This is a genomic window from Novosphingobium sp. RL4, assembly GCF_035658495.1.
Taxonomy (GTDB): domain Bacteria; phylum Pseudomonadota; class Alphaproteobacteria; order Sphingomonadales; family Sphingomonadaceae; genus Novosphingobium.
In genome coordinates this window covers 198,103-223,835 of record NZ_CP141944.1, presented here as the reverse complement: position 1 = coordinate 223,835, position 25,733 = coordinate 198,103, and the positions used below count along the sequence as shown (strand labels likewise).

At 64.4% G+C, this 25,733-nt stretch carries 26 protein-coding genes; 21 read left to right on the top strand and 5 right to left on the bottom strand.

All coding sequences use genetic code 11. The annotated features are described in order from the left end of the window. Window positions 1-148: 148 nt before the first annotated feature. Entirely contained in the window at window positions 149-1,084 is a 936-nt protein-coding gene (locus U9J33_RS01085; protein WP_054442168.1) for a ribose-phosphate pyrophosphokinase, read from the top strand. 95 nt (window positions 1,085-1,179) lie between these two features. On the opposite strand, the gene U9J33_RS01080 is transcribed toward U9J33_RS01085, so the two are convergent. After that, window positions 1,180-2,124 carry a helix-turn-helix transcriptional regulator gene (locus U9J33_RS01080; RefSeq protein ID WP_324697310.1) on the bottom strand — a complete coding sequence of 315 codons (945 nt, stop codon included), beginning with the start codon at window positions 2,122-2,124 and terminating at the stop codon, window positions 1,180-1,182. Window positions 2,125-2,297: 173 nt separating this feature from the next. Between U9J33_RS01080 and hisN the strand changes: the two genes are divergently transcribed. The 14 genes from hisN (at window position 2,298) to U9J33_RS01010 (ending at window position 15,693) form a co-directional block, all read left to right on the top strand. After that, on the top strand, window positions 2,298-3,080 hold the full coding sequence (hisN, locus tag U9J33_RS01075) for a histidinol-phosphatase (protein WP_054442170.1): 783 nt from the start codon (window positions 2,298-2,300) through the stop codon (window positions 3,078-3,080). Window positions 3,081-3,145: 65 nt separating this feature from the next. Next, entirely contained in the window at window positions 3,146-3,523 is a 378-nt protein-coding gene (locus tag U9J33_RS01070; protein WP_324697307.1) for a gamma-glutamylcyclotransferase family protein, read from the top strand. Between the two features lie 173 nt (window positions 3,524-3,696). After that, on the top strand, window positions 3,697-3,900 hold the full coding sequence (rpmI, locus tag U9J33_RS01065; protein WP_021232722.1) for a 50S ribosomal protein L35: 204 nt from the start codon (window positions 3,697-3,699) through the stop codon (window positions 3,898-3,900). A 13-nt stretch (window positions 3,901-3,913) separates the two neighbouring features. Continuing rightward, a complete protein-coding gene (gene rplT, locus U9J33_RS01060) occupies window positions 3,914-4,273 on the top strand; it encodes a 50S ribosomal protein L20 (RefSeq protein WP_054442172.1) in 360 nt (119 codons plus the stop codon). A gap of 355 nt (window positions 4,274-4,628) precedes the next feature. After that, window positions 4,629-5,303 carry a helix-turn-helix domain-containing protein gene (locus U9J33_RS01055; RefSeq protein ID WP_324697303.1) on the top strand — a complete coding sequence of 225 codons (675 nt, stop codon included), beginning with the start codon at window positions 4,629-4,631 and terminating at the stop codon, window positions 5,301-5,303. A 111-nt stretch (window positions 5,304-5,414) separates the two neighbouring features. Next, window positions 5,415-6,512 (top strand): phenylalanine--tRNA ligase subunit alpha, encoded by a 1,098-nt coding sequence (gene pheS / locus U9J33_RS01050; RefSeq protein ID WP_132468651.1) that lies wholly within the window; start codon window positions 5,415-5,417, stop codon window positions 6,510-6,512. 20 nt (window positions 6,513-6,532) lie between these two features. Continuing rightward, the gene (gene pheT / locus U9J33_RS01045; RefSeq protein ID WP_324697301.1) at window positions 6,533-8,941 is read left to right on the top strand and encodes a phenylalanine--tRNA ligase subunit beta; all 2,409 of its coding nucleotides are present in this window, start codon (window positions 6,533-6,535) and stop codon (window positions 8,939-8,941) included. A gap of 61 nt (window positions 8,942-9,002) precedes the next feature. Next, window positions 9,003-9,884: an aldose 1-epimerase family protein gene (locus U9J33_RS01040; protein WP_420719891.1), complete on the top strand. Its 882-nt coding sequence runs from the start codon at window positions 9,003-9,005 to the stop codon at window positions 9,882-9,884. 16 nt (window positions 9,885-9,900) lie between these two features. Further along, complete coding sequence (locus tag U9J33_RS01035; RefSeq protein WP_324697297.1) at window positions 9,901-10,650, top strand: SDR family NAD(P)-dependent oxidoreductase; 750 nt, start codon at window positions 9,901-9,903, stop codon at window positions 10,648-10,650. A gap of 244 nt (window positions 10,651-10,894) precedes the next feature. Next, window positions 10,895-12,430, top strand: a complete 1,536-nt coding sequence (locus U9J33_RS01030) for a peptide chain release factor 3 (RefSeq protein WP_185998410.1) — start codon at window positions 10,895-10,897, stop codon at window positions 12,428-12,430. A gap of 127 nt (window positions 12,431-12,557) precedes the next feature. Next, a complete protein-coding gene (locus U9J33_RS01025; RefSeq protein ID WP_185998411.1) occupies window positions 12,558-13,262 on the top strand; it encodes an endonuclease/exonuclease/phosphatase family protein in 705 nt (234 codons plus the stop codon). Window positions 13,263-13,413: 151 nt separating this feature from the next. Further along, window positions 13,414-13,752, top strand: a complete 339-nt coding sequence (locus tag U9J33_RS01020) for a P-II family nitrogen regulator (protein ID WP_054442177.1) — start codon at window positions 13,414-13,416, stop codon at window positions 13,750-13,752. A 29-nt stretch (window positions 13,753-13,781) separates the two neighbouring features. Beyond that, window positions 13,782-15,128, top strand: a complete 1,347-nt coding sequence (locus tag U9J33_RS01015; protein WP_054442178.1) for an ammonium transporter — start codon at window positions 13,782-13,784, stop codon at window positions 15,126-15,128. 226 nt (window positions 15,129-15,354) lie between these two features. Next, window positions 15,355-15,693 (top strand): P-II family nitrogen regulator, encoded by a 339-nt coding sequence (locus U9J33_RS01010; RefSeq protein WP_054442179.1) that lies wholly within the window; start codon window positions 15,355-15,357, stop codon window positions 15,691-15,693. A 21-nt stretch (window positions 15,694-15,714) separates the two neighbouring features. On the opposite strand, the gene U9J33_RS01005 is transcribed toward U9J33_RS01010, so the two are convergent. Continuing rightward, window positions 15,715-16,143, bottom strand: coding sequence for a TIGR01244 family sulfur transferase (locus tag U9J33_RS01005; RefSeq protein ID WP_185998412.1), 429 nt, complete (start codon window positions 16,141-16,143; stop codon window positions 15,715-15,717). Window positions 16,144-16,445: 302 nt separating this feature from the next. Here U9J33_RS01005 and U9J33_RS01000 point away from each other — a divergent pair, with 302 nt between their 5' ends. From U9J33_RS01000 to queC, 6 genes are all read left to right on the top strand, one after another. Beyond that, window positions 16,446-17,216 carry a cold-shock protein gene (locus tag U9J33_RS01000; protein ID WP_132468654.1) on the top strand — a complete coding sequence of 257 codons (771 nt, stop codon included), beginning with the start codon at window positions 16,446-16,448 and terminating at the stop codon, window positions 17,214-17,216. Between the two features lie 147 nt (window positions 17,217-17,363). After that, window positions 17,364-18,554, top strand: coding sequence for an aspartate aminotransferase family protein (locus U9J33_RS00995; RefSeq protein ID WP_324697290.1), 1,191 nt, complete (start codon window positions 17,364-17,366; stop codon window positions 18,552-18,554). Window positions 18,555-18,556: 2 nt separating this feature from the next. Further along, a complete protein-coding gene (gene argF / locus U9J33_RS00990; protein ID WP_324697288.1) occupies window positions 18,557-19,480 on the top strand; it encodes an ornithine carbamoyltransferase in 924 nt (307 codons plus the stop codon). Further along, complete coding sequence (locus U9J33_RS00985; protein WP_324697286.1) at window positions 19,477-20,385, top strand: Hsp33 family molecular chaperone HslO; 909 nt, start codon at window positions 19,477-19,479, stop codon at window positions 20,383-20,385. The genes argF and U9J33_RS00985 overlap by 4 nt, the downstream gene beginning before the upstream one ends. A gap of 75 nt (window positions 20,386-20,460) precedes the next feature. Continuing rightward, a complete protein-coding gene (locus tag U9J33_RS00980) occupies window positions 20,461-20,931 on the top strand; it encodes a DUF3617 domain-containing protein (RefSeq protein WP_292635429.1) in 471 nt (156 codons plus the stop codon). 52 nt (window positions 20,932-20,983) lie between these two features. Continuing rightward, window positions 20,984-21,679, top strand: a complete 696-nt coding sequence (gene queC / locus U9J33_RS00975; protein WP_324697283.1) for a 7-cyano-7-deazaguanine synthase QueC — start codon at window positions 20,984-20,986, stop codon at window positions 21,677-21,679. Window positions 21,680-21,848: 169 nt separating this feature from the next. Here queC and U9J33_RS00970 read toward each other — a convergent pair whose 3' ends face one another. From U9J33_RS00970 to U9J33_RS00960, 3 genes are all read right to left on the bottom strand, one after another. Continuing rightward, entirely contained in the window at window positions 21,849-22,868 is a 1,020-nt protein-coding gene (locus U9J33_RS00970; protein WP_132468655.1) for an OmpA family protein, read from the bottom strand. Window positions 22,869-23,059: 191 nt separating this feature from the next. After that, on the bottom strand, window positions 23,060-23,518 hold the full coding sequence (locus U9J33_RS00965) for a DUF2793 domain-containing protein (RefSeq protein ID WP_324697281.1): 459 nt from the start codon (window positions 23,516-23,518) through the stop codon (window positions 23,060-23,062). A gap of 16 nt (window positions 23,519-23,534) precedes the next feature. Then, window positions 23,535-25,730, bottom strand: coding sequence for a phage tail protein (locus U9J33_RS00960; protein WP_324697279.1), 2,196 nt, complete (start codon window positions 25,728-25,730; stop codon window positions 23,535-23,537). Window positions 25,731-25,733: the final 3 nt, after the last annotated feature.

The window sequence follows — 25,733 nt, the reverse complement described above, 5'->3', positions numbered from 1 at the left end:
TCGAAAGGCCGGTTCCGGGATATCCGGGGCCGGCCTTTTCGCGTTGGCTTCACGGTGAAAAGCGCCGCTTTCTATTGCAATCCGATGACTCATGGCTAGAGGCGGGCGCGTTCAGCCATAGCCCAATCGGCCGTCTCGGGGATTCGCAATGAAGATCATGTCCGGCAACAGCAACCTTCCGCTCGCTCGTGCGATCGCGGGGTATCTCGAACTGCCGCTCACCGATGCGGCGGTGCGCCGCTTCGCCGACGAGGAAATCTTCGTCGAAATCCACGAGAACGTGCGCGGCGAGGATGTCTTCATCGTCCAGCCCACCAGCTATCCCGTGAACGACAATCTCATGGAGCTGCTGATCGGCATAGACGCGCTGCGCCGCGCTTCGGCCAAGCGCATCACGGCGGTCATCCCCTACTTCGGTTACGCCCGCCAGGATCGCAAGCCCGGTCCGCGCACGCCGATTTCGGCCAAGCTGGTCGCCAACCTGATTACCGAAGCCGGCGCCGACCGAGTGCTCTCGGTCGATCTGCACGCTGGCCAGATCCAGGGCTTCTTCGACATCCCCACCGACAACCTCTTCGCGGCCCCCGTCATGGCGGCGGATATCCAGGCCCGCTACGGCGACCAGTCGCTGATGGTGGTTTCGCCTGACGTCGGCGGCGTGGTGCGCGCCCGTTCGCTGGCCAAGCGCCTCGACAATGCGCCGCTCGCCATCGTCGACAAGCGTCGTGACCGTCCCGGCCAGTCGGAAGTCATGAACATCATCGGCGACGTGAAGGGCCGCGCCTGCATCCTGATCGACGACATCATCGATTCGGGCGGCACGCTCTGCAACGCCGCGCAGGCCCTGATGGACGAAGGCGCCACCAGCGTCACCGCCTACATCACCCACGGCGTGCTGTCCGGTGCGGCGGTTTCGCGCGTCACCAACTCGGCGCTGAAGGAACTGGTCATCACCGATTCGATCCAGGCGACCGAAGCCGCGCAGCAGTCGGACAAGATCCGCATCCTGACCATCGCGCCGCTGATCGGCGAGGCGATCCGCCGCATCGCCGACGAAAGCTCGGTTTCGAGCCTGTTCGACTGATCGGCATCTGCCTCCCTCGGGAGGCGATTGTCACACGTGGAACGTTGCGATCAAAAACGCCTCCGGCACGCGCCGGAGGCGTTTTGCGTTCCGCGTCACTCCCACGGCCTGCTCTGTCCGGGCCTGAGCCGCTTCAGCGCTTCCAGCCGCCGGGACTGGCGCGATTCCAGGGCAATCGTCAGGATCGGCTGGGGCGTTATCACGAACTGGCGGGGCGATATCCCGAACAGCTCGGTGAATTCGTGGATGAGGTGGCTCTCGTCATAGTAGCGCAGGGCGATCTCGTCCGCTTCCTCCCTGTCGGCCACACCGCGAAGGCAGCTTGCCATGTCTAGCGCGCGGGCCCGGCGCAGGACCTGCTTGGGCGCCATGCCGAAATCGCGGCTGATCACGCGCTCCAGCTTGCGTCGTTCCACGCCGCATTCGATCGCGGCCCTGCCCACCGTCTTGGTCGGATCGCGGTAGCAGATTTCTTCGAAGCGGGCGGTGACCGGATCGGGCGCTTCGCAGCCGAGCTCCAGAACCCGCGCACGGATGATGTCCTCGATGGCCTGGAGCCAGTCCTCCGGTTCGCCATCCGGGGGAAGCATCGAGAGTATCTGGTCCGAGGGCATCCCGATCGCGTCGGTCGGGACGATGCGGTCGACATATTCGGCGATATGCGGACCGCGCAGCGCGGTACAGGCGCCCGGCCGGAAAGCCATCCCGACGCTGATGAAGCTTCCCGTCATCGCGATCGGCATCCGGCGGGAATGCGGACCGAAGAACATCGCCCCGTTTCCCGCTTCCACGCGGCCGTCGGCGGTCCGGGCTTCCCACAGGCCGGCAAGCTGGACGCGCAGGAATGCCGCGTCGCACAGCAGGCCGCAGGAAACGGTGTGATCCACCGGCGCCGCAATCCTGGTCACGTAGAGCCGTGAGATCCAGGGGGCGAGGTCCGGCGCCGGAGCCCGGTTGTAACTGATCGGCTGACCCTCTCGGGGCAACCCTTGTTCCGGCGCGATCGACCTGTCGATTGCCGGACGCATTCTGTAGTGCATGCCCTGCCCGTCTTGAGTGACGCTCCCCGCACCGGAAAACTAGGTCCCTCGCGCTTCGGCTGCAATGTGGGAAAACCATATAAGAGGCGAAAACGCGTGCTGTTTTCTCCCATTTCCGGGGTTTTTTCGATGGTCCCTTGACCAGTCCGCGCGGCGACGGGCAGAGCGGGGGCATGAAACTGGATAACGACATTGCCCTCGCCCTGCGCCTCGCCGATGCCGCCGGTGACGCGATTCGCCCGCATTTCCGATCCGGCGTCGGTATCGAGCGAAAGGGCGATGCCTCGCCCGTAACCGTGGCCGATCGTTCCGCCGAGGAGGTGATGCGGCGCATTCTCAAGGCAGAAGTGCCGCGCGACGGTATCATCGGCGAAGAGTTCGGCACGGAGGAAGGCTCGTCCGGCCGGACCTGGGTTCTCGACCCGATCGACGGCACCGTTTCGTTCATTGCCGGAAGGCCTATCTTCGGCACGCTGATCGCCTTGCTGGTAGATGGCTGGCCCGTGCTCGGGATCATCGACCAGCCGATCCTGCGCGAACGCTGGGTGGGCGCGAGCGGCTTCGCCACCACCTTCAACGGGCAGGAAGTGCGGACCCGTTCGTGCCGGGAACTCTCCGAGGCCATGCTGGCGACGACCGGTCCGCATTATTTCGATGACCATCAGGGCGAGCACTTCATGGCGCTGGCGGCGAAGACCGACCACAAGCGCATGGTCATGGGGGGGGACTGCTACAACTACGGCCTGCTCGCCTCCGGCCATCTCGACGTGGTGTGCGAAGCGGGGCTCAAGATTCACGACTGGGCGGCGCTGGTGCCGGTGGTCGAGGGTGCGGGCGGCACCATGTGCGACTGGAACGGCGAACCGCTCAACGCGCAGTCGGACGGGCACGTCCTGGCGCTGGGCGATCCTGCGCGGCTTGAGGATGTCGTCGAAGCGCTGGACTGCCACCACTGACGCGGGAGGCGCGCACGCTGCGGCTGTTCGTCTACGGCACCCTGCAGCCCCACGCCGGTACGCGGATGGGGCGCTGGGTTGCCGAACGGATGGTGCGCGGGGAACCGGCCAGCGTGCCGGGGCACATCCATGCCGTCTGCGGCGGCAACGGCTGGTTTCCGGCGCTCGTGCCCGCCAAGTCCGCGGCACGCGTGCGCGGAACGCTTTGCGAGCTTGCCTTGAGACCCGGCGACCTGGCGACGCTGGATCGGTACGAGGGGCGGGAATATCGCCGGGCCAGCCTGCCGGTGCGGACGCAGGCAGGGCGCCGGACCCGCGCGGCGCTTTATCTCTGGCGCATCGAACTTCCCGGCGGATCGCGGCCCATCCTTGGCGGAGACTATCTCGCCTGGCTGGAGCGGACCGGACGGCAGGCCTTCACGACACCGCGAAACGGTGCCTGACGGCGGGCGCGCGCTGCAGGCGTCGTTGCAGGGGTTGCCATCCGGCCCTTCTCCAACTAAAGGCCCGCGCTTCAATCGACACGGTTGAGTCTTTACCAAAGAGATTCGCGCGTCCGCCTGGCGAAAAGGGCTGCCATGGCTGACCGGACGTGTCCCTGTGAAAGGAGACGAAAATGCCCAAGCTGAAGACCAAGAGCGGTGTGAAGAAGCGCTTCAAGCTCACCGCCACCGGCAAGGTGAAGCACGGCGTTGCCGGCAAGCGCCACCGCCTGATGAGCCATAACGGCAAGTACATCCGCCAGAATCGCGGCACCGAAGTCATTTCCGACGCCGATGCCAAGACGATCAAAAAGTGGGCGCCCTACGGGCTCAACTGAGGAGTACTGACCGATGAGCCGTATCAAGAGGGGTGTTACCACCCGCGCCAAGCACAAGCGTCTTCTGGAACAGGCCAAGGGTTACCGCGGCCGCCGCAAGAACACGATCCGCGTTGCCCGTCAGGCCGTCGAAAAGGCCGGCCAGTACGCGTATCGCGACCGCAAGATCAAGAAGCGGACCTTCCGCGCGCTCTGGATCCAGCGTATCAACGCTGCCGTCCGCGCCGAAGGCCTGACCTACTCGCAGTTCATGCACGGCATCAAGCTTGCCGGCATCGAGCTCGATCGCAAGTCGATGGCCGACCTCGCCATGAACGAGGGTTCGGTGTTCTCGACTGTGATCGCTCAGGCGAAGGCCGCTCTTCCGGCCTGATCCGATGAAGACCGGCGCTGGCCGCCGGGCTTCTCGATCACGAAGAACATGATTCGGGGCGTGGGTGCGATGGCATCCGCGCCCCGAATTTTTTTGCCCTTCGAAGTATTTGCGCTCCTGTCGAAGTGGCTTTACGACCGGGGATGGGGGGTTTTCTGGTGCGAAGAATAGACAGGGAATGACGGCAAGAAGGGTGGTAATACAATATTGTCCAGTGCCTTCCGGGCTGGATCGCTACGTTTCGGTGCTGTTTTATTGCGAAATCGATCTGGGCGAGGGGGAGCGTCTTCATGACGTATTGTTTCCCGATTGGGCCAGTTTGCGATTTCACTACGGTGCCAGCATCGAGGGGACGATGCGGAGCGGATCGTCCATTGCCGGCTGCCGATTTACCGTAGCGGGGCCGCGTTCGGAAGAAGTGCGCTTCTCGATGGGGCCTGCGCGGCAGTGGGGCTTTCGCCTGACGCCATTGGGATGGGCCGCCCTGGTTGGCGTATCCGCCGATCGCTATGCGAACGTGCTCGCAGATGGCGATCAGGACGAGGCTTTCGCCCGGCTGCGGCCGCTTTACGATCTCCTCGCACATGAAGAATCGCCCGGTGAGCAACTCGATCTGCTGATCGCATTCCTGGAGGCGGTTCCCCGCCGCGTCGTGCCCCATGAGGGGCTGATTCTGGCGCTTTGCGATGCGCTGACCGATACGGAAGTGCGCTCGGCAACCGATCTCGCGGCCCGGGTGCGCGCGCATCCCCGCATGGTGGAGCGTATCTGCAGGGCGGCGTTCGGCTTCACGCCCAAGCTCCTGCTGCGTCGGCAGCGCTTCCTGCGCAGTATCGAGCAGTTCACTCTGGAACCCAAGCGCAAGTGGATCGGTGCGATCGACGCGGCCTATCACGATCAGGCGCAGTTCGTTCGCGATTTCCGCGCATTCATGGGCATGACCCCGCGGCAATATGCGCAGCTTGAAAAGCCGGTTACAGGCCCCCTCATGCGAGAGCGGGCCCGCCATGCGCGGCTCATGGGAAGATAGCGGCCTTTTCGGCTCGATGATGGTCGCGGGACTTACCCTCGGCGTTGCGATTTGCCCGCCGGCCCCCTAAGGACCGCGCTTCCAGATTCAGCAACAGTCAGGCAGACACCAGTGGACTACGCAGCAACCGGCCAGGAGGCGCTCTCGCGGATTGCGGAAGCATCCGATCTCGAAACGCTGGAGGCCCTGCGTGTCGAGTTTCTGGGCAAGCAGGGCTCGATTTCCGGCCTGCTCAAGACGCTGGGCAAGCTCGATCCCGAAGAGCGCAAGGTCGAAGGACCGAAGATCCACGCCTTGCGCGAAAGCGTGAGCGATGCGCTCGCCGCCCGAAAGGATGCGCTGGAAGGCGCCGCGCTGGAAGCCCGGCTTGCTGCCGAGACCATCGACCTTTCGCTGCCCGCACCCGAAGCACCGCGCGGCACCGTCCACCCGATCTCGCAAGTGATGGACGAGATTGCCGAGATCTTCGCCGACCTCGGCTTCTCTGTCGCCACCGGGCCGGAGATCGAGGACGACTGGCACAATTTCACCGCGCTCAACATGCCGGAAAGCCACCCGGCGCGCGCGATGCACGACACTTTCTATTTCCCGGACCGCGATGCGCAGGAACGCGAGATGCTGCTGCGCACGCACACTTCGCCCGTGCAGATGCGCACGATGCTCAAGCAGGGCGCGCCGCTGCGCATCATCGCGCCGGGCCGGGTCTACCGTTCGGACAGCGACGCCACCCACACGCCGATGTTCCACCAGGTCGAAGGTCTGGTGATCGACAAGGACGTCCACCTCGGCCACCTCAAGTGGACGCTGGAGACGTTCCTGAAGGCGTTCTTCGAGCGTGAGGACATCGTCCTGCGCCTGCGCCCCAGCTACTTCCCCTTCACCGAGCCTTCGGTGGAAGCGGATATCGGCTTCACCCTGATCGACGGCAAGCGCGTGATCGGCGGCGATCCGTCGAAGGGCGAGGGCGGCTGGATGGAAGTGCTCGGCTCGGGCATGGTCAACCGCCGCGTCATCGAATTCGCCGGGCTCGATCCCGACGAATGGCAAGGGTTCGCCTTCGGCATCGGCATCGATCGCCTGGCCATGCTGAAGTACGGCATGGACGACCTGCGCGCCTTCTTCGACGGCGATGTGCGCTGGCTCTCCCACTACGGTTTCTCCGCCCTCGACGTGCCGACCCTTTCGGGCGGCGTCGGCACTCCGGCCTGAGCGCGGGAAGGATCTAGAAAATGAAGTTCTCGCTTTCCTGGCTCAAGCAGTACCTTGAGACCGACGCCTCGCTTGAGGATATCGCCCTGAAGCTCAACGCCATCGGCCTTGAGGTCGAAGGCATCGAAGACCCCGCTGCCAAGCTTTCGGGCTTCCGCGTGGCGAAGGTGCTCACCGCCGACAAGCATCCGCAGGCGGACAAGCTGCAGGTCCTGACCGTCGATACGGGTGAGGGCGTGCTGCAGGTCGTCTGCGGCGCGCCGAACGCGCGGGCTGGCCTTGTCGGCGTGCTGGGCCTGCCCGGTGCGACCGTGCCCGCCAACGGCATGGTGCTGAAGGTCGCTGCCGTGCGCGGCGTCGAATCGAACGGCATGATGTGCTCCACGCGCGAGCTGGAGCTGGGCGAAGATCACGACGGCATCATTGAACTGCCCGAAGACGCGCCGGTCGGCACGCCTTTCGCGGACTACCACGGCGCCGATCCGGTGATCGAGGTGGCCATCACCCCCAACCGTCCGGACTGCATGGGCGTCTACGGCATCGCCCGCGATCTGGCCGCCGCCGGCCTGGGCACGCTGAAGCCGATCGAGGCGTTGGACATCGCCGGCAGCTTCCCCTGCCCGGTGGACGTGCGCACCGACGATGCCGAGGGTTGCCCGGCGTTCCACGGCCGCGGGATCAAGGGCGTGAAGAACGGCCCCTCGCCGCAGTGGCTGCAGGATCGCCTGAAGGCGGCAGGGCAGCGTCCGATCTCGGCGCTGGTGGATGCCACCAACTACCTGATGCTGGCCTATGGTCGCCCGGCCCACGCCTATGACCTCGCCAAGCTGAACGGCGCCGTCGTCGCGCGCCGGGCGAAGGATGGCGAAACGGTCGTTGCGCTGAACGAGAAGACCTACACGCTCGACGCCGAGATGACCGTGATCGCCGACGATTCGGGCGTGCACGACATTGCGGGCATCATGGGCGGCGAGCATTCGGGCTGCGGGGACGAGACCACCGACGTCCTGCTCGAAATCGCTTATTTCGATCCCGAGCGCATCGCCAGGACCGGCCGCAAGCTCAACCTCACCTCGGACGCGCGTAGCCGTTTCGAGCGTGGGATCGATCCGAATTTCCTCGATACCGGCCTCGACCACCTGACCCAGCTGATCCAGACGCTGTGCGGCGGTGAGGCTTCGCAGGCGGTGCGCAGCGGTGCAGCGCCGAGCACGCCGAAGATCGTCCACTTCGATCCGGCGCTGACCGAGAAGCTGGGCGGCGTCCGCATCGAAGCGGCTGAGCAGCAGCGCATTCTGGGAAGCCTCGGCTTCTCGGTGGTGGCCGAGCAGGCGAACTTCGACACGTCGTGGGCCGTTACCGTCCCCGGCTGGCGCCCGGACGTGGATGGCGCGCCCGATATCGTCGAGGAAGTCGTCCGCATCCACGGTCTCGACAAGGTGACCAGCGTGGCCCTGCCGCGCGCTGACGGTGTCGCCCGTCCGACCGCCACGCCGACGCAGGCGCTGGAGCGCCGTGTTCGCCGTGCGGCTGCTGCGCGCGGTCTGCACGAGGCGGTAACCTGGTCGTTCCTGCCCTCCGCCGAGGCCGATGCCTTCGCGGATGGAAACGCCCTGTGGTCGCTCGCCAACCCGATCAGCGAGGACATGAAGGTCATGCGGCCGTCGCTGCTGCCGGGCCTGCTGATGGCGGCCAAGCGCAACCTCGATCGCGGCGCCTCGTCGCTTCGCCTGTTCGAACTCGGCCGTCGCTATCTGCGCGGAGAGGGCGGCGCGAGCGATGAGCGTCTGGCGCTCGGCTTCGTGCTGGCCGGCGAGAAGGTTTCGCGCGGCTGGGCGACCGGCAAGGCGACTGCGTTCGACGCCTACGACGCCAAGGCCGAAGTGACCGCGCTGCTGGCTGAGGCCGGCGCCCCGGTCGAGAAGCTGCAGGTCATGGGTGAGGCCGGTCCGCAGTTCCACCCCGGCCAGTCGGCCACGCTGCGCCTTGGGCCCAAGAACGTGCTGGCGCGCTTCGGCATGCTGCACCCGACTGTCGCCAGGCAGTTCGACATCGAAGGTCCGGTGGCGATTGCCGAGATCTATCTCGACGCGATCCCCGGCAGGAAGGGCGCTGCTACCTTCGCCCGTACCCGCTACGCGCCCCCGGCGCTGCAGGCGGTGACTCGCGACTTCGCGTTCCTCGTCCCGGTCGAGCAGGCTGCGGGCGATCTCGTCCGCATGGTTGCCGGTGCAGACAAGGCGAATATCGTCTCGGCCCGTCTGTTCGACGACTTCCGTGGGGCAGGCGTGCCGGAAGGCCAGAAGTCGCTCGCGCTCGAAGTCACTCTCCAACCGCTCGAAAAGAGCTACAAGGAAGAAGACTTGAAGGCGATCAGCAGCAAGGTGACTGCCGCCGCCGCCAAGCTTGGCGCCGTGCTGCGCGGTTGATGCATTACGTCGTCCCGGACCGGGTCCGGGACGACGCTTCTGGAGTGAGCCGGTGACCGACATGGAATTCGTGACCATTTCTTCCGGCGAACTCACCGCGCGGATCACCCCGTTCGGGGCCGAACTCTGGTCTCTGACCGACCGCTTCGGCCGGGAATACATGACAGACGCCGATCCGGCGTTCTGGACCGGACATGCGCCGATCCTGTTCCCGATCGTCGGCGCGCTGAACGGTAATCGCTATCGCCTCGATGGCCGCGAATACGAACTGCCCAAGCACGGCTTCGCGCGCCATTCGTTGTTCGACGTGGTCGAAACCGCGGCCGATCGCGCCGTCTTCCGCCTCCGCGACAGTGCGGAAACCCGCAAGGTCTATCCTTTCGCCTTCGCGCTGGATCTGGAATTCCGCCTCGAAGGCATGTGCCTGCACACCACGGCGACGGTGATCAACGCCGGAGACGGGGCCATGCCGTTCAGCTTCGGCTATCACCCCGCTTTCGCCTGGCCGCTGCCGGGCGGCGCCGCCAAGGCCGATCACACGATCGCTTTCGAGCAAGCGGAGCCCCAGCCGATCCGCCGCATCGACCTGCCGACCGGTCTCGTCCAGCCCGAACCCGTCGCCACTCCGGTCGAGGGGCATCTGCTCATGCCCGAAGCCGCGCAGTTCGAGACCGATGCCCTGATCTGGGATCGGCTTGCCAGTCGCTCGCTCACGTTCGGCACGCCGGGCGGTACACAGCTTGCCGTCGCTTTCCCGGATATGCCGATGCTGGGCATCTGGCAGAAGCCGGGCGCGAACTATCTTTGCATCGAGCCCTGGCAGGGCATGGCCGACCCGCTGGGTTATTCCGGCGATTTCCGCGCCAAGCCCGGCGTGCTTTCGCTCGAACCCGGCATGAGCCGGAGCTTCCGCATGGACGTCAGCGTCCTGACCGCCGACTGAAGGAGACCTATTTCCGATGAAGACCGCACTCGTAACCGGGGCTACCTCCGGCATCGGCGAAGCCTGTGCCCGCGCATTCGTGACGGCGGGCTGGCGTGTGATCGGCACCGGTCGCCGGACCGAGCGTCTGGACGCGCTGAAGGCCGAACTGGGCGCGGACAAGTTCCACGCCGCCATTTTCGACGTGCGCGATGAAGCGGCGCGCGATGCTGCTCTTGCCGCCCTGCCTGCCGAGTTCGCCGGGATCGACTGTCTCGTCAACAATGCCGGCCTCGCGCTCGGCACCGAACCGGCGCAGAGCGCATCGCTCGAAAGCTGGAAGACGATGATCGATACCAACGTCACCGCGCTGGTTTCGCTCACTCACAAGCTTCTGCCCGCGCTGGTTGCGCGCAAGGGCGCGATCGTCAACTTGTCCTCGGTGGCGGCGACTTACCCTTACACGGGCGGCAACGTCTATGGCGGCACCAAGGCCTTCGTGCACCAGTTCTCGCTGGGCCTGCGTTCCGACCTCGCGGGAACGGGCGTGCGCGTGACCTCGATCGAGCCGGGCATGGTGGAGACCGAGTTCACCCTCGTGCGGACCGGCGGCAACCAGCAGGCTTCGGACAACCTCTATGGCGGCGCGAATCCGATGACGGCCGAGGATATCGCCGGAACCGTGCTCTGGGTGGCGACCCTGCCGCCGCATCTCAACATCAACACGCTGGAACTGATGCCGGTCAGCCAGTCCTTCGCCGGCTTCCAGGTCGCGCGCGAGGGCTGACTTCCTCCACTTTCGTCATTGCGAGGAGGCGAAGCCGACGCGGCAATCCAGAGCGGCGTAACGCGCCCTGGATTGCTTCGCTACGCTCGCAATGACGAAGGTTAGGTGCAGGGGCCGAGTACAGGGCCGGGTACAGGGGCCGAGCGCGGGCCAGGAAACGGTCCACTCCGCAGGCCGTAGTGAGGGGGGCTCCCCCTTTTTTCCGCCCTTTCCATCTGGCCCCGCGCCCACTAATAGCGCGCCGATGAGCAATGTTCCCCACCAGTCCCGGCGCACTTTCGCGATCATCTCGCACCCTGACGCCGGTAAGACCACCCTGACCGAGAAGCTGCTGCTGCAAGGCGGTGCCATCCATCTGGCAGGACAGGTCAAGGCACGCGGCGCCGCGCGGCGCGCGCGGTCTGACTGGATGAAGATCGAGCAGCAGCGCGGCATCTCCGTGACCAGCTCGGTCATGACGTTCGAGCGGGACGGGATCACTTTCAACCTGCTCGACACGCCGGGCCACGAGGACTTCTCGGAAGACACCTACCGCACGCTCACCGCAGTCGATTCGGCGATCATGGTGATCGACGCGGCCAAGGGTATCGAACCGCAGACCCGCAAGCTCTTCGAGGTCTGCCGCCTGCGTTCGGTGCCGATCATCACCTTCATCAACAAGGTCGACCGCGAAGGCCGCGCCTGCTTCGACCTGATGGACGAAGTGGCGGACATGCTGGCGCTGGACGTCTGCCCGATGTCCTGGCCTGTCGGCATGGGCGGCCTGTTCGAGGGTATCCTCGACATCGCCAGCGGCAAGATCAGCCGCCCCGAAGGGCCGAGCAAGGAATTTCTCGGCAAGGTCGACGAAGGCGCGGCGCTTCCCGATGCCGTCGCCGAGGAGCTGGAACTGGCGCAGGCCGGCTATCCCGAATTCGATGTGGAGGCCTATCGGGGCGGCGACCTTACGCCGGTCTACTTCGGCTCGGCGCTCAAGAACTTCGGCGTTACCGAACTGATCGACGCGATCGAGAAGTTCGCGCCCCCGCCGCGGCCGCAGCCTTCGAACGAAGGCACGATCGAGCCGGACAACAAGGAAGTCACCGGCTTCATCTTCAAGGTCCAGGCCAACATGGACCCGATGCACCGTGACCGCATCGCTTTCATGCGTCTGGTCTCGGGCACCTTCAAGCGCGGCATGAAGCTGACGCCCTCGGGCCTCGGCAAGCCGATCGCGGTCCATTCGCCGATCCTGTTCTTCGCGCAGGACCGCGAGATCGCGGACAATGCCGAGCCGGGCGATATCATCGGCATTCCCAATCACGGCACCCTGCGCGTGGGCGATACCCTCTCCGAAAAGAACCAGGTTCGCTTTATCGGCCTGCCGAACTTCGCGCCGGAAATCCTGCGCCGCGTCGCGCTGAAGGATCCGACCAAGACCAAGCAGCTCCGCAAGGCGCTCGACGACCTTTCGGAAGAAGGCGTGATTCAGGTCTTCTACCCGGAAATCGGCTCGCAGTGGATCGTCGGCGTGGTCGGCCAGCTTCAGCTCGATGTGCTGATCAGCCGCCTCGAAGCCGAGTACAAGGTGGAAGCCGTGCTCGAAGCTTCCCCGTTCGACACGGCCCGCTGGATCAAGGGCGACGAAAAGACGCTGCGCGACTTCGGCGAAATCAACAAGATGAACCTCGCGAAGGACCGTGACGGCGATCCCGTGTTCATGGCCCGCTCGGCGTGGGACGTGAACTATCAGCAGGAACGCAACCCGGACATGACCTTCAGCGCCACGAAGGAACGCTGAAACCTTTCGTCGTCCCGTCTCCGCAGCCTGCGCTTTCGCGCGTGCGGGCAAGTCCGGGACGACGGACAGGGAACCTCATGCTATTCCGGCGGATTGCTACGCTATCCCATTCGCCGGAAGTCCTTCGTTGCAGATCAAGTTCGCCAGCTACAACATCCACAAGGCCGTCGGGCTTGACCGGCGGCGCGATCCCGAGCGCATCCTCACGGTGCTGCGCGAGATCGATGCCGACATCGTGGCGCTGCAGGAAGTGGATCGCCGGTTTGGCCGCCGGATGAGCGCGCTGCCGCTGGAGGTGATTCACGGGGCAACCGATTATGTCCCGGTGCCCCTGTCGATGAAGCCGGACAGCCTGGGCTGGCACGGCAATGCCCTGCTTGTGCGCAAGGGCATCGAACTGCTCGAAGCCAAGCCCGTGGCCCTGCCGGTTCTCGAGCCGCGCGGCGCGATCCGTGCGGATCTTTCGGTTCAGGGGCGGAAGGTTCGGGTGGTCGGCATGCACCTCGACCTGTCCGGTCTGCGCCGACGGTTGCAGGTGCGAAGCGTGCTGTCCCATGTCGGCGCCTGCGATGAACATGTGCCGACCGTGATGATGGGCGATCTGAATGAATGGTCCAGCCACGGCGGCTGTTTCCGAGAGTTTCATGCCCCCTGGCAGGTGCTGGTACCGGGTCGGAGCTTTCCTTCCCGCAGGCCTCTGGCAAGGCTGGATCGCATCATCGTATCCGAACAGTGGCGGATTCTGGGAACAAACGTTCACCACAGCCCCCTTGCGGCGATAGGATCTGACCACCTGCCGGTCTTTGCGTCGCTTGAGTTGCCTAAAAAATAGGCAACTGCTCAGGAATCGAGCGATACGTCATGCTGCACTTGCGTTGAACGGAGCGATCAGGCCCTTGAATCCCGTCGTTTGGTAAATTGGCACGGCCTTTGCATTCACTGTTTGGAGCCGGCGCGGGGCCGGTGACAAACAGGGGATAGGCATGAAGTTCATCATAGCCATCATCAAGCCCTTCAAACTCGACGAAGTGCGAGAAGCGCTGGGCGCGATCGGTGTCGCCGGGATGACCGTTTCCGAAGTGAAGGGCTTCGGGCGCCAGAAGGGTCAGACGGAAATCTATCGTGGGGCCGAGTATTCGACCAACATGCTCCCCAAGGTGAAGATCGAAGTGGCAGCGCCCGACGATCTGGCGCCGAAGATCGTGGAAACGATCCAGCAGGTCGCCAGCACCGAAGCCATTGGCGACGGCAAGATCTTCGTCCTCGACCTGGCCTCGGCCGTGCGCATCCGCACCGGCGAATCCGGCGATACCGCGCTTTGACCGGCGCTTCCGACAGGAGGGAAACCACGATGAACCGCAAAATTCTTTGCGGCGCCGGCGCTCTTGGTGCGTCGCTGTTCGCCGCCATGCCTGCATGGGCGCAGGAAGCCGCTGCCGCGGCCGCGCCCGTCCCCAATCCCGGTAACAATGCCTGGATGATGACCTCGACCATCCTGGTCCTGCTCATGATCCTGCCCGGCCTCATGCTGTTCTACGGCGGCCTCACCCGCTCGAAGAACATGCTTTCGACGATGACGCAGATCGGCGCGGCCGCTGCGCTCGCGATGCTGATCTGGGTCATGTACGGCTACGGCCTCGCTTTCGGTCCGGAAGGCAATGCCTTCATCGCCTGGGGCAAGTTCTTCCTCGCCGGCGTCACGCCTGACAGCACGGCGGCGACCTTCACCAGCGAAGTCATCAGCGAATACGTCTTCATCAGCTTCCAGATGACCTTCGCCGCGATCACCGTCGCGCTGGTCCTCGGTTCGACCGTCGAACGCATCAAGTTCTCGGCCGTGATGGTATTTGCGGTCGTCTGGCTGACGATCACCTACTTCCCGATCGCGCACATGGTCTGGGCAGCGGGCGGCTTCCTGTTCGAAGGCAAGATGTTCGGCACCGAACTCCCTGCCGCTCTCGACTTCGCCGGCGGTACCGTCGTTCACATCAATGCCGGTGTTTCGGCGCTCGTCGCGGCACTGATCCTCGGCAAGCGCAAGGGCTATCCCAACGAGCCGATGCCCCCGCACTCGCTGACGCTGACGATGGTCGGCACCGGCCTGCTGTGGGTGGGCTGGTTCGGCTTCAACGCCGGTTCGGCTCTCGAAGCCAATGGCTCGGCCGCCCTTGCCATGATCAACACTTTCGTCGCCACCGCATCTGCGGGCCTGTTCTGGATGCTCGCAGAGCGTCTCAGCGGCCACAAGGGTTCGGCTCTCGGCTTCTGCTCGGGCATCGTGGCGGGTCTCGTCGCCGTTACCCCGGCAGCGGGCAACTCGGGCCCGTTCGGAGCGATCGTCCTGGGCGCCGTCGCTTCGATCATCTGCTTCTTCGCGGTCAGCAAGCTCAAGCCCGCTCTCGGCTATGACGACGCCCTCGACGCCTTCGGTGTCCACGGGATCGGCGGCATCGTCGGCGCCATCGGCACCGGCATCGTCTATGCGCCTTCGCTGGGTGGACCCGGCGGCGCCGACTTCTCGATGGGTTCGCAGGTCGCAACGCAGATCATCGCGGTTCTCGTCGCAATCGTCTGGGCCACCATCGGCACCGTCATCTCGATCTACGTTGCCAAGGCAGTCACCGGCCTGCGCGTCGCTCCGGAAGTCGAGCAGGAAGGCCTCGACATCGGCGAACATGGCGAGCGTGCCTACAACTAAGTTTCAAATCTCCTAGAGCTTGGCGGCGGCGGATACTTCTTCCTCTCCTTACATCCGTTGCCGCCTCCCGGTGTTCCTCCTGCGAACACAAACTCAAGGGCCGGAGCCAGCCGCTCCGGCCCATTTTTCATTCTTTTTATTGTCGCGGATTTGCCCAGATTTGTCTTTGTCGCGATGCCGACAATGTGTGATGTTCTGCCCACAGCCTTCCACCGGGAGATCGGGCGTGAAGTACATCATCGCGATCATCAAGCCGTTCAAGTTCACGGAAGTAAGGGATGCCCTCTCGGCCGCCGGCGTTTCAGGGCTAACGGTTTCTGAGGTAAGCGGCTTCGGTCGGCAGAAAGGTCAGACCGAAATCTACCGGGGGGCGGAATATGCCTCGAGCATGCTTCCGAAGCTGAAGCTGGAAATCGCGGTTTCCGACGCTTTTGCGGTCACGGTGATCGAGATCGTCAAAGCAGCCGCAAGCACCGACGAAATCGGTGACGGCAAGATCTTCGTTTTCGATCTGGCAGACGTGCTGCGAATCCGGACCGGCGAACAGGGCGACATCGCGCTCTGAACACCGGAAACCGGCGTCGGATCACTTCCCGGCGGAAAGCATGTCGATGAGTTGGCGAATCGGGGAAACGTCGTAACCCGCTGCCGCAGCCTTGGAGGCAATCACGGCAGGGCTGTCGCCTGCCTTGGCGCGGGCAAGCGCCCAAAGCAGAGTCGAGCGCGTACCCGAACGGCAGTAGGCCAGAACCGGACCTTCCGCAGTATCGAGCGCATCGGCCATGGCATCGACCTGAGCCTGGCTGAAGCCGCCGTGGCCCACGGGAATCGCGACATAATCGATCCCGGCCGCAGCGGCTTCGGCGGCGATGACGTCCCCTGCGACCTGGTCTTCGCTTTCGCCCTCGGGACGGTTGTTGATGATCCGCACGATCCCCAGAGCTTTCGCCTCGGCGATGGCATCCGTTCCGATTTGCGGGCTCGCGAACACGGTCTCGGTGATCTGGCGGAACATGGGCGCGATTCTCCGGTGTCGAATGGTGTTTGTGGGCACCGGTTCGGCCTGAAATGAGCGCTCGTCAAGCTCCCAATTCCGACGAAAAGCAAGGTGGAATGCACGGAAAACGCGATATTTCGTCCCTGGCGCGGGAGAATGGGACGTAAATGTGTTCGCCATGTGGCAGAACCTCGTGTATGACTCCGGCCTGCAGGTAAAGGTCCGGGGCTTTTCTCGGCTGTTTGCCTGACGGTCGGCGCGGTTCGTCCACGTGTCCGGGTGTATGCTTTTTGGGGCGCAGCGAAGGTACGTTCGTAAACATGGGTTTTGACAGAGGTCGTCGCGGAAGGGGACGCGACAAGCGCGATAGCTTCGGGGAGAACGAGTTCGATCCGTTCTTTGCCGGGCAAGATCGCTTCGGTGGCGGTGACCGCTTCGGTGGCGGCGATCGTTTCGGCGGTGGCGGTGATCGCGGCGGTTTCGGCGGCGGTGATCGCTTCGGCGGCGGCGGCGGCGGTGATCGCGGCGGCTTCGGCGGCGGCAACCGTGGCGGTGGCTTCGGCGGTGGTCCGCGCGGCGGCGGCGGCGGTGGCGGTATGCCCGCTCAGGTCGTCGGCCAGGGTCGCGGCGTCGTGAAGTTCTTCAACGGAGCGAAGGGTTTCGGCTTCATCCAGCGCGATGAGGGCGGCGAAGATGTGTTCGTTCACATCAGCGCTGTCGAGCGTGCCGGCCTTGAAGGCCTGGCCGAAGGCCAGCAGCTCGAATTCCAGCTCGTCGATCGTGGCGGCAAGATTTCGGCCAGCGAACTCGTCGTCGTCGGCGACGTGATTCCGGTCGCCAAGCGCGAGCCTGCACCGCAGCGTCAGCTGACCGGTGAAAAGGCCAGCGGCACGGTCAAGTTCTTCAACTCCATGAAGGGCTTCGGCTTCATCACCCGTGATGATGGCCAGCCGGACGCATTCGTTCACATCAGCGCAGTTGAGCGTTCGGGCCTTGGCGGTCTGAACGAAGGCGATCGCGTGGAGTTCGACATCGAGGTCGATCGACGAGGCAAGTACTCGGCGGTCAACCTGGCGCCGCTCCAGGGCTGATCCTGCCTGCAACGCCCCCGGTGTTTGACCGGGGGACTGCAAACACCTAAAAGCGCGCAAATGGCGGTCCGGTTAGGGCCGCCATTTGTCGTTTCCGATTCACGTTTTCACGTTCACGTCACTGATTCGTTATCGAGGAATTCCATCATGTCGATCACTCCGCTGATGCCCGTGTATCCCCGGTGCGGCGTTCGGCCCGTTCGCGGCGAGCATTGTCACCTCATCAGTGAAGACGGTCGCCGATTCCTCGATTTTGCAAGCGGGATAGCGGTCAACCTGCTGGGTCATTCGCATGAAGGCCTGATCGGTGCGGTCCAGAAGCAGGCCGAGACGCTCATGCACGTTTCGAACCTTTACGGTAGCCCCCAGGGCGAAGCGATTGCCACCCGCCTGACCGAACTGACCTTCGCCGATACGGTGTTCTTCACCAACTCGGGCGCCGAAGCGGTCGAATGCGCTATCAAGACTGCGCGTGCTTATCATCAGCACGTCGGCAACGATCACAAGTTCGAGTTGATCACGTTCAAGAATGCCTTCCACGGCCGGACGATGGCGACGATCAGCGCGTCCAATCAGGACAAGATGCACAAGGGCTTCCTGCCACTGCTGCCCGGTTTCAAATATGTCGAGTTCGACGATCTGGAAGCCGCAAAGGCCGCTATCGGCCCGAATACCGCAGGCTTCCTGGTTGAGCCGATTCAGGGCGAAGGCGGCATCCGCATCGCTTCGGACGAATTCCTCCAGGGCCTGCGCGCACTTTGCGATGAGCATGACCTGATGCTGGTGTTCGATGAAGTTCAGAGCGGCGTCGGTCGTGCCGGTACGCTCTACGCCTACGAGCAGTACGGGATCGTGCCCGATATCATGTCGACCGCGAAGGGCATCGGCGGCGGCTTCCCCGTCGGCGCCTGCCTTGCCACCGAAAAGGCCGCGCGCGGGATGGTATTCGGAACGCATGGTTCGACTTATGGCGGTAATCCTTTCGCCATGGCAGCGATCGGTGCGGTGCTCGACGTCGTGGCCGATGAGGCATTCCTTGCCGATGTGCGCGCAAAGGGCGAGCGACTGCGTTCGCGGCTCGAACAGTTCATCGGCAACTATCCCGATCTGTTCGATTCGGTGCATGGCCGCGGCCTGTTCATCGGCATGAAGCTGAAGATGGAGCCGCGGGCTTTCGTTGCCCATATGCGTGACAACCATCAGGTGCTCACCGTTTCGGCCGGTGACAATGTGGTCCGCGTTCTGCCGCCGCTCGTCATCGACGACAGCCATATCGACGAATTCATGGAGAAGCTGTCCGCCGCGGCGGCGAGCTACCAGCCCCAAGAGGTCGCCTGAAGATGCGGGATTTCCTCAATCTGAGTGATGCCGGTGGGCCTGCGCTCGCCGCGATGATCAACGATGCGATCGACCGGAAGTCCGCGCGCAAGGCCTGGCCGAAAGGCCAGGTCGACGCCGATGCTCCGCTTGCGGGCCATGTGCTTGCCATGATCTTCGAGAAGAACTCGACCCGCACGCGCGTCTCGTTCGACATGGCGATGCGTCAGCTCGGCGGCAGTGCGCTCATTCTCGAAGCGGGCAGCACCCAGATCGGTCGCGGCGAGACGATCGCCGATACCGCCCGCGTGCTCAGCCGGATGGTCGATGCGATCATGATCCGTACCGACGATCACGCCAAGATCGAGGAACTGGCGCACTATGCCGAGGTTCCGGTTATCAACGGGCTGACGGATCTTTCCCACCCCTGCCAGATCGTTGCCGACTTGCTGACGATCGTCGAGGGCGGCTTTGCGCTTCCGGGGCTCCAGCTGGCCTGGCTTGGCGATGGCAACAACGTTGCCAACTCGCTGATCGAGGCGGCAGGGCTGATGAAATTCACGATCCGCATCGGCGGCCCTGCGGGCTACGAGCCGGATACTGAATTCATCGCGCGCGCTCGTGCGGCGGGCGGCGAGGTCATTCTGACGCAGAACCCGGCCGAAGCGGTTGCAGGTGCCCAGGTCGTGGTTACCGATACCTGGGTGTCGATGGGGCAGCCGGGCGGCGAGAAGCATGTTGCAGCCATGCAGCCCTATCAGGTCAATCAGGCGCTGATGGCGGCTGCGAATCCGGGCGCCATGTTCCTCCACTGTCTTCCCGCCCACCGCGGCGAGGAAGTGACGGATGACGTGATCGACAGCACTCAGTCCGCAGTATGGGACGAGGCCGAAAACCGCATCCATGGACAGAAGTCCGTGCTGCTGTGGGCGCTTGGCAAGCTGTGAGCGACGATCTTCTCCCTCGGGACGACGATACCGGCTTTGATCGGGTGCTGGCGTTCACCGTGCCTTCGCGCCATGCGCGCGGTCGTGTGGTGCGCCTTGGCCCTGTGCTGGAAACGGTACTCTCGGCCCATAGCTACCCCAAGGCGGTCAAGCACGTCCTGGCCGAAGCATTGGTGCTGACGGCCTTGATGGGGTCGCTTCTGAAGGAGGAGGGCGCTCAGCTGACCTTCCAGGCGCAAGCCGAAGGCGGAGCTGTGGATCTGCTCGTTTGCGACTATCGGGGCGGCGAACTTCGCGGTTATCTGCGACATGACCCGGTTCTGGCCGAGAAGCTGGAAGAGGACTGCTCGCTCGAAACGATCTTCGGCAAGGGCTATCTTGCGATCACCTTCGATCTGGACGTCTCGAACGAGCGCTACCAGGGCGTGGTGCCGCTTGAAGGCGCATCGCTTGCCGAAGCCTGCCAGAGCTATTTCGCCCAGTCCGAGCAGGTTCCGACGGTGATCCGCATTGCCGTCCGTTCCAATGGCCCGCGATGCGTTGCGGGGGGCCTGCTCGTCCAGCATTTCCCGGATGGCGAGGAAGGCAAGGAGCGCCTTCACGTCAAGGAACAGCACCCCGATTGGGAGCATGTCTCGATCATGGCGGGCAGCGTTCAGGCGGGCGAACTGGTCGATCCGGTGCTCAATCTGGAGCAGCTCGTCTGGCGCCTGTTCCATGAAGAGGATGTTATCCGGGTGGAGCCGCTGGCGCCGTTGACGCGGGGCTGCCGATGCTCGGTGGAATATTATCAGAATATCCTTGGACGGTTTCCCGAGACCGAGCGGGCGGATATGCGCGATGAAACCGGTATGGTTCCGGTAGATTGCGCGTTCTGTTCGAAGATATTGCACGTCCCTGTCTGAACATATCGGGCCGTTGCGGACCTGTCGGCGCGGGGGATGCTTGTCTTGCCGGTCGGGAGTACCGATATGGGGCGGATGACCACGGGTAAAGCACGAGGTCTTGCGCCAACGCGCGCGAGGGGCCGCAAATTCGACTGGACGAAACGCAGGGCAGCGACGGTAGCAGTGGCAGCCGGGGCATTGCTGCTGCTTGGATCGGGCGCGCAAGGGCAGAAGCGATCGCTTGCGATGCTTGACCAGCTGGAGCCGGGCTCCTGGGAACTGCGTGAGCACGGCGAGAGCAGCGTCACGCGCAACCTTTGCATCGGAAATGGCAGGCAACTGATTCAGCTCAGGCATCAGGGGATTCCTTGCCGCGCGGTCGTGGTCGAGGACACGGCGAACGAAGTCGTCGTCCAGTATACCTGTCGCGGGCAGGGCTATGGCCGAACGCGGGTTCGGCGCGAGACCAATGGGCTGATCCAGATCGACAGTCAGGGGATCGTCAGCGGACTTCCCTTCGTTGTCACCGCTGAGGGACGGCGGACCGGTTCCTGCCGGAACTGACGCTGCCGGCTGGTGGTTGTCATCGCTTCGGCGAAGGCTTAGCGAAAGAACCATGCAGGATACTTCAACGCTTTCAGGCCGCAAGGCGGTCGTCCTTCTCTCAGGAGGACTGGATTCGATGGTTTCGGCGGGGCTCGCACGAGAGGCGGGCTATTCCATCAATGCGCTGACGATCGACTATAACCAGCGTCATCGGTGCGAAATCGATGCCGCCGGCAAGATCGCCGCTTTCCTTGGCGCCGAACGTCATGTCGTGCTTCCGCTCGACTTGCGCCAGTTCGGCGGGTCTGCGCTGACGGACGATATCGAGGTGCCGAAGGATGGCGTCGGTCCCGGTGTTCCGGTGACGTATGTTCCCGCGCGCAACCTCGTTTTCCTGTCGCTTACGCTGGCTTGGGCCGAGGCAATCGGGGCTTCCGATATATTCATCGGCGTGAACGCGCTGGACTATTCGGGCTATCCCGACTGCCGTCCCGAATTCATCTCGGCGTTCGAGAACATCGCGACCCTGGCGACCAAGGAAGGCGACGAGGGCACGAAGTTCAGCATTCACGCGCCGCTGCAGTTCCTCGGCAAGGCGGATATCGCCCGCGAGGCGGATCGCCTTGGGCTGGATGCCGGCATGAGCTGGTCGTGCTACGATCCGCAGCCGGATGGCCGCGCCTGCGGAGAGTGTGACAGCTGCCGCCTGCGAAAGAGCGGCTTTGCCGATGCGGGGCTGATCGACCCTACGCCTTACGCCGCCTGATCTTTTTCAGAGCTGAAATTACGAACGCTCCGCCTGACCCGCGGGGCGTTTTCGTTTGTGCGGCCGGCCCACGGATGCCCGGGCTGCCGGGAACATGCTGGTGCAAGTTCCATAAGAAAAGGGGGCCGGATTGCTCCGACCCCCTGATCTGTAACCGTTGCCGGTTCGCTTACATGCCCGAACCCGGACCGTAAGTGATTTCGACGCGGCGGTTCTGCAGCTCGCGCACGCCGTCAGCAGTCGGAACGCGCGGGTTAGCTTCACCGAACGCCTGGCTCGAGATCGAGCCGTCCGGAATGCCGTGGCTGGTCAGATACGCGCGGGTAGCGTCGTTACGACGAGCCGACAGGCCGAGGTTGTACTTTTCGGTACCCGAACGGTCGGTGTAACCGGCCAGCATGATCGGAACGCTGTTGCAGTTGCCATAGGCACTGATCGCGCTGTCGAGAATGGTGGCGGCTTCCGGCGTGATGTCCGACTTATCCCAGTCGAAGAACACGATGTACGGACCCTTGTTGCATTCCACAACCGGCGGCGGAGGCGGCGGCGGGGGAGGCGGCGGGGGCGGCGGGGGCGGCGGCGGGGGCGGCGGCGGAGCTGCCGGTTCGCCGAAGTTGTACGCCAGGGTGCCCATGAGCGAGTGCGAACGCCAGCGGGTGCTGACCGACGAACCGTCCACGTCGACGAGGTCGACATTGGCGACGTTCATGAAGCGATACTTCAGGCCCACGTCCCAGTGGCTGCTGATCGGAGCGCGAACGCCCGCGATAGCCTGCCATGCGAAGCCGGTGTCGGAATCGTCGATGAAGTCGGCATCGACGCGAGCGACGCCCGCACCACCGCCGACGAAGCCCTGGAGGCCGTCATCGGGACCGAAATCGAGCAGGCCGTTGACCATGAACGACAGGTTGCTGGCGTCACCGCCGAAGGACTTGACCGGAGCCTGGCGATAGCTGGCTTCGGTTTCAAGACGGAACGGACCGAAGTCGTAACCGAGAACGGCGCCGCCGTCGAAGCCGGTCTTGAAGTCGGCAGTTGCGGCGTTGCTGACGCCGTCGACCTTAAGATCAGCGTCTTCGACGATCATGCCGCCGAAGTCGAGTTCAAGATACCACGACTTGTCACGCGCAAGCGCGGGCGTGGCGATAGCTGTCGAAGCCAGCGCCAGACCAAGGACGAGTTTCCTCATACGTTTCCCCTACTAAGAGATTTGGAGCCACCGAGTGCGTCGAGTGTCTACCCCCTCAGCATTGCGTGTGCAAGCGCACATTGAAAGCGACTGTTGCAAGAATGTCGCGATTTCGGAGGGTTGGTGCCGCCTCGTGACCCCATTTATTGGAAATCGACTGCACTGTTCCTACCCCTGTTCAATGTGCCGCGTCATGCTGACGGGAAGATACCCAAGGCTTGCAGGGCAGCAACCAGTTGACCGATCACCGCCCGAGCCTGAACATCAACTGTCGATCCGCCAAGTGGTTCCACGGGAAGGGAAGCTTTTCTCCATGAGCCCCAAAATAGTTGCTCCTGCCGGGTCGACAGATCGAAGACGCGCATTCCGTGCCGTGGTTTCACGAACATCCAGTTTCCGCCCTGAAATGTGGCAAGCGTGCCCGCCTGCCCGTTCCAGGCCCCGCTCGCTTCCATGCCGACCAGCCAGCATTCTCCCTCCGAGGGGGAGGGAGGCGGGAGATCGGTTTCGCCCTCGATCGCGGGGTGCAGTAGCATGTCGCAGCGGGCCAGGGCTTCGTTGACGAAGACCTCTTTCTGGGACTGGCCGGCATAGAGAAACGGCAGCGAGAAACGCGCGCTGGCGCTGTCGAAAGTGATGGTATCGCTCATGCTGGGCTCCTTGGGATCAGTTCAGCGAAAGGACGGGAAGGGGTTCGGAAAGGGCGTGGGTTCCCTGCTGCCTCACGCGCAGCCATTCGCCGGGGGCTCCTGCGGACAGGCGTGCCACGAGGTCGGGGGCGAGATCGATCGAAGGGGCGGCAAGGGTCCACGTGGCCAGCGGGCTCCCGATCGCACCGAACGTCACGAGATAGCTCTCCGTCTGTTCGACCAGGGGCACGTCGAGCCCGTCCTGCCATGTCCAGTTGCCCCGTGCGCGGCGTGTCCACGCCGCGCGCAAGGTGCCGTCCGCCAGTCTTGTGACACGAGGGTGGACCGGTGCCAGCGGGCGCAATGTGATGCCTTCAAGGCGGATCGGGACGGCGACCGGCTCGGGATCTCCGCGCCCTGCCGCCACGATCCGGCGTTCGCTCCCGGTTCCGACGATGGCCGGATCGAGCGCGACGGCCTTGCGGTCGAGCAGGACGAACGGTTCGCCGGGCAGGTGCGTGCCGATTGCGGTTTCCGTTCCGCCCCTTCCGCGCAGAAAACCGGTGAGCCGCCAGGTGCCGCCGCCAAGCGGCAGGGCGCCGGCGAACTGGATGATTTCGTCACCCACGAGGGCAAGGTTGGCGCCTTCCGCGAGCTGGCGTAGCGATGCCGATGCCAATTGCAGGTCCGCCCCTGTCAGGCGAACCTCCAGGGTGGAGGCGCGATCGAACAGCAGCGCGCTTGCCGGTGGAAGCGCCGTCGAGGCCGTGCCGACGATCGAGCGCATCCGGCCGCTGGGGCCGAGCGGCAGCAGGCCCCCGTCGCCGCGGTCGGCAAAGAGCGCCGCACCGCTCCAGTTTGCAGTGGAGGAGGACAGTGCGGCAATGGGCCGGGCGCTGTCTGGCGTGCCCGTCGCGGCATCGTAGGGAAGTTCGAGCGCCACGAGCGCGGTCTGGCCGGGGGGGAGATCCGGCTGGGGGTTTATCCGTCCCGGGTCGGTTGCAAGCCGTGGCGGAGCGTCTGCTCCGGTCGGCACGCGGCGGGTGGCGGAAATCTCGATGCCGCTGTCTCGCCACTCCCATGCCTCTACGCGCCACAGGCCGGGAAGGCCGGGAAACGTCACCGAGGCACCGGGCGCGACATCGCAGTCGAGTTCGCTGGTCCGCCAGGAAATGCGGTCCCTGCTCCAGTCGATCCTTCTGCGGATGCGTTCGATCAGGCTGCGGGCGGTGGCGGCATCGAGCGCGGCCGGAAGTTCCAGCGCGCGGGGTTCTCCGGCAATGGCGCGGCCGGTGGCATGTTGCACGCCGGGCAGATAGTCGCGGTCGCGGTCGAAATAGCGCAGCACCGACAGCGGCTGTTCGCCGGGGGCGGCACGGCTGCGGGAAAAACCCGTCGCGGCGCCGAAATCGCCGTCCTGGGCGGATATCGCGGCTTCGGTGAGGGCGATCGGGCTCGTCTGCAGCCGTTCCCTGGCAATCACCAGACGGTCCCGCCCGGCATCGGTGCAGAGCGGCTCGACCTGGTCTATGACCTGCAGGATATCCGCCAGAGACCCGTCACAGCTCAGCCCGCCGAAGCTTTCGAGCGGGACTGCCGCGTCGATATCCTCCACCAGATCGCCGATCACCCCGGAGAGATCGAAGCGTTCGTCGGCGATGACCTCGAAAGTCAGCGCGGGGATGTGGTTGTAATATTCCGAAAGGTCGAGATCCTCGAACACCACGTAGGCCAGATCGCGGTGAGCGGGGCAAAGGGCTTCACCCTCTGCCGCAAGGATCAGCGGATCGCAGGCCTGATCGCCGTGCCCGGTATGGATGCGCAGCGTACCGCCGACCTTGAGGTCGCCTTCCGCGCCGCGCAGCAGTCTGCCATCGGCCCAGATGCGGCCGAGGGCCAGGATCGGGCGGCTGGAGAGTGCCACGGCAAAGCTGGCCGAATAGCTGTAGGTCGTGACGGAGGGAGCGCCCTTGCCGCCGCCCAGCGTTTCGCTGTGCTCGGTGAGTTCCGCCGCCCAGATCATCTGGCCGGCAACGCGCATCCGGCCGAAATGACGGGGGAGGGGCTGGCCGTAGCTGGAAGTGGTCACTTCCAGTTCCTTGAGCCTTGCACCCTGCCGGTTGGGAGATCCGAAGATCGCGGCATCGAACTGACTGCCTACGAGCGAACCGATCGCACCGCCGACCGGGCCGCCCAGCGCCGTGCCTACCGTGCTGAAAACGAGCGTTGCCATGTC

Excerpts from the sequence above, each read along its gene's own strand:
- U9J33_RS01070 (WP_324697307.1), top strand. The coding sequence starts at position 3,146 with ATGGGGCGCTGGGTTGCCGAACGGATGGTGCGCGGGGAACCGGCCAGC.
- U9J33_RS01040 (WP_420719891.1), top strand. The coding sequence starts at position 9,003 with ATGGAATTCGTGACCATTTCTTCCGGCGAACTCACCGCGCGGATCACC.
- U9J33_RS00965 (WP_324697281.1), bottom strand. The coding sequence starts at position 23,518 with ATGAGCGATACCATCACTTTCGACAGCGCCAGCGCGCGTTTCTCGCTG.
- pheT (WP_324697301.1), top strand. The coding sequence starts at position 6,533 with ATGAAGTTCTCGCTTTCCTGGCTCAAGCAGTACCTTGAGACCGACGCC.
- U9J33_RS01015 (WP_054442178.1), top strand. The coding sequence starts at position 13,782 with ATGAACCGCAAAATTCTTTGCGGCGCCGGCGCTCTTGGTGCGTCGCTG.
- U9J33_RS01005 (WP_185998412.1), bottom strand. The coding sequence starts at position 16,143 with ATGTTCCGCCAGATCACCGAGACCGTGTTCGCGAGCCCGCAAATCGGA.
- hisN (WP_054442170.1), top strand. The coding sequence starts at position 2,298 with ATGAAACTGGATAACGACATTGCCCTCGCCCTGCGCCTCGCCGATGCC.
- rpmI (WP_021232722.1), top strand. The coding sequence starts at position 3,697 with ATGCCCAAGCTGAAGACCAAGAGCGGTGTGAAGAAGCGCTTCAAGCTC.
- U9J33_RS01000 (WP_132468654.1), top strand. The coding sequence starts at position 16,446 with ATGGGTTTTGACAGAGGTCGTCGCGGAAGGGGACGCGACAAGCGCGAT.
- U9J33_RS01035 (WP_324697297.1), top strand. The coding sequence starts at position 9,901 with ATGAAGACCGCACTCGTAACCGGGGCTACCTCCGGCATCGGCGAAGCC.
- queC (WP_324697283.1), top strand. The coding sequence starts at position 20,984 with ATGCAGGATACTTCAACGCTTTCAGGCCGCAAGGCGGTCGTCCTTCTC.
- rplT (WP_054442172.1), top strand. The coding sequence starts at position 3,914 with ATGAGCCGTATCAAGAGGGGTGTTACCACCCGCGCCAAGCACAAGCGT.
- U9J33_RS00995 (WP_324697290.1), top strand. The coding sequence starts at position 17,364 with ATGTCGATCACTCCGCTGATGCCCGTGTATCCCCGGTGCGGCGTTCGG.
- U9J33_RS00980 (WP_292635429.1), top strand. The coding sequence starts at position 20,461 with ATGACCACGGGTAAAGCACGAGGTCTTGCGCCAACGCGCGCGAGGGGC.
- U9J33_RS00960 (WP_324697279.1), bottom strand. The coding sequence starts at position 25,730 with ATGGCAACGCTCGTTTTCAGCACGGTAGGCACGGCGCTGGGCGGCCCG.
- U9J33_RS01030 (WP_185998410.1), top strand. The coding sequence starts at position 10,895 with ATGAGCAATGTTCCCCACCAGTCCCGGCGCACTTTCGCGATCATCTCG.
- U9J33_RS01055 (WP_324697303.1), top strand. The coding sequence starts at position 4,629 with ATGCGGAGCGGATCGTCCATTGCCGGCTGCCGATTTACCGTAGCGGGG.
- U9J33_RS01080 (WP_324697310.1), bottom strand. The coding sequence starts at position 2,124 with ATGCACTACAGAATGCGTCCGGCAATCGACAGGTCGATCGCGCCGGAA.
- U9J33_RS01020 (WP_054442177.1), top strand. The coding sequence starts at position 13,414 with ATGAAGTTCATCATAGCCATCATCAAGCCCTTCAAACTCGACGAAGTG.
- argF (WP_324697288.1), top strand. The coding sequence starts at position 18,557 with ATGCGGGATTTCCTCAATCTGAGTGATGCCGGTGGGCCTGCGCTCGCC.
- U9J33_RS01085 (WP_054442168.1), top strand. The coding sequence starts at position 149 with ATGAAGATCATGTCCGGCAACAGCAACCTTCCGCTCGCTCGTGCGATC.
- U9J33_RS00970 (WP_132468655.1), bottom strand. The coding sequence starts at position 22,868 with ATGAGGAAACTCGTCCTTGGTCTGGCGCTGGCTTCGACAGCTATCGCC.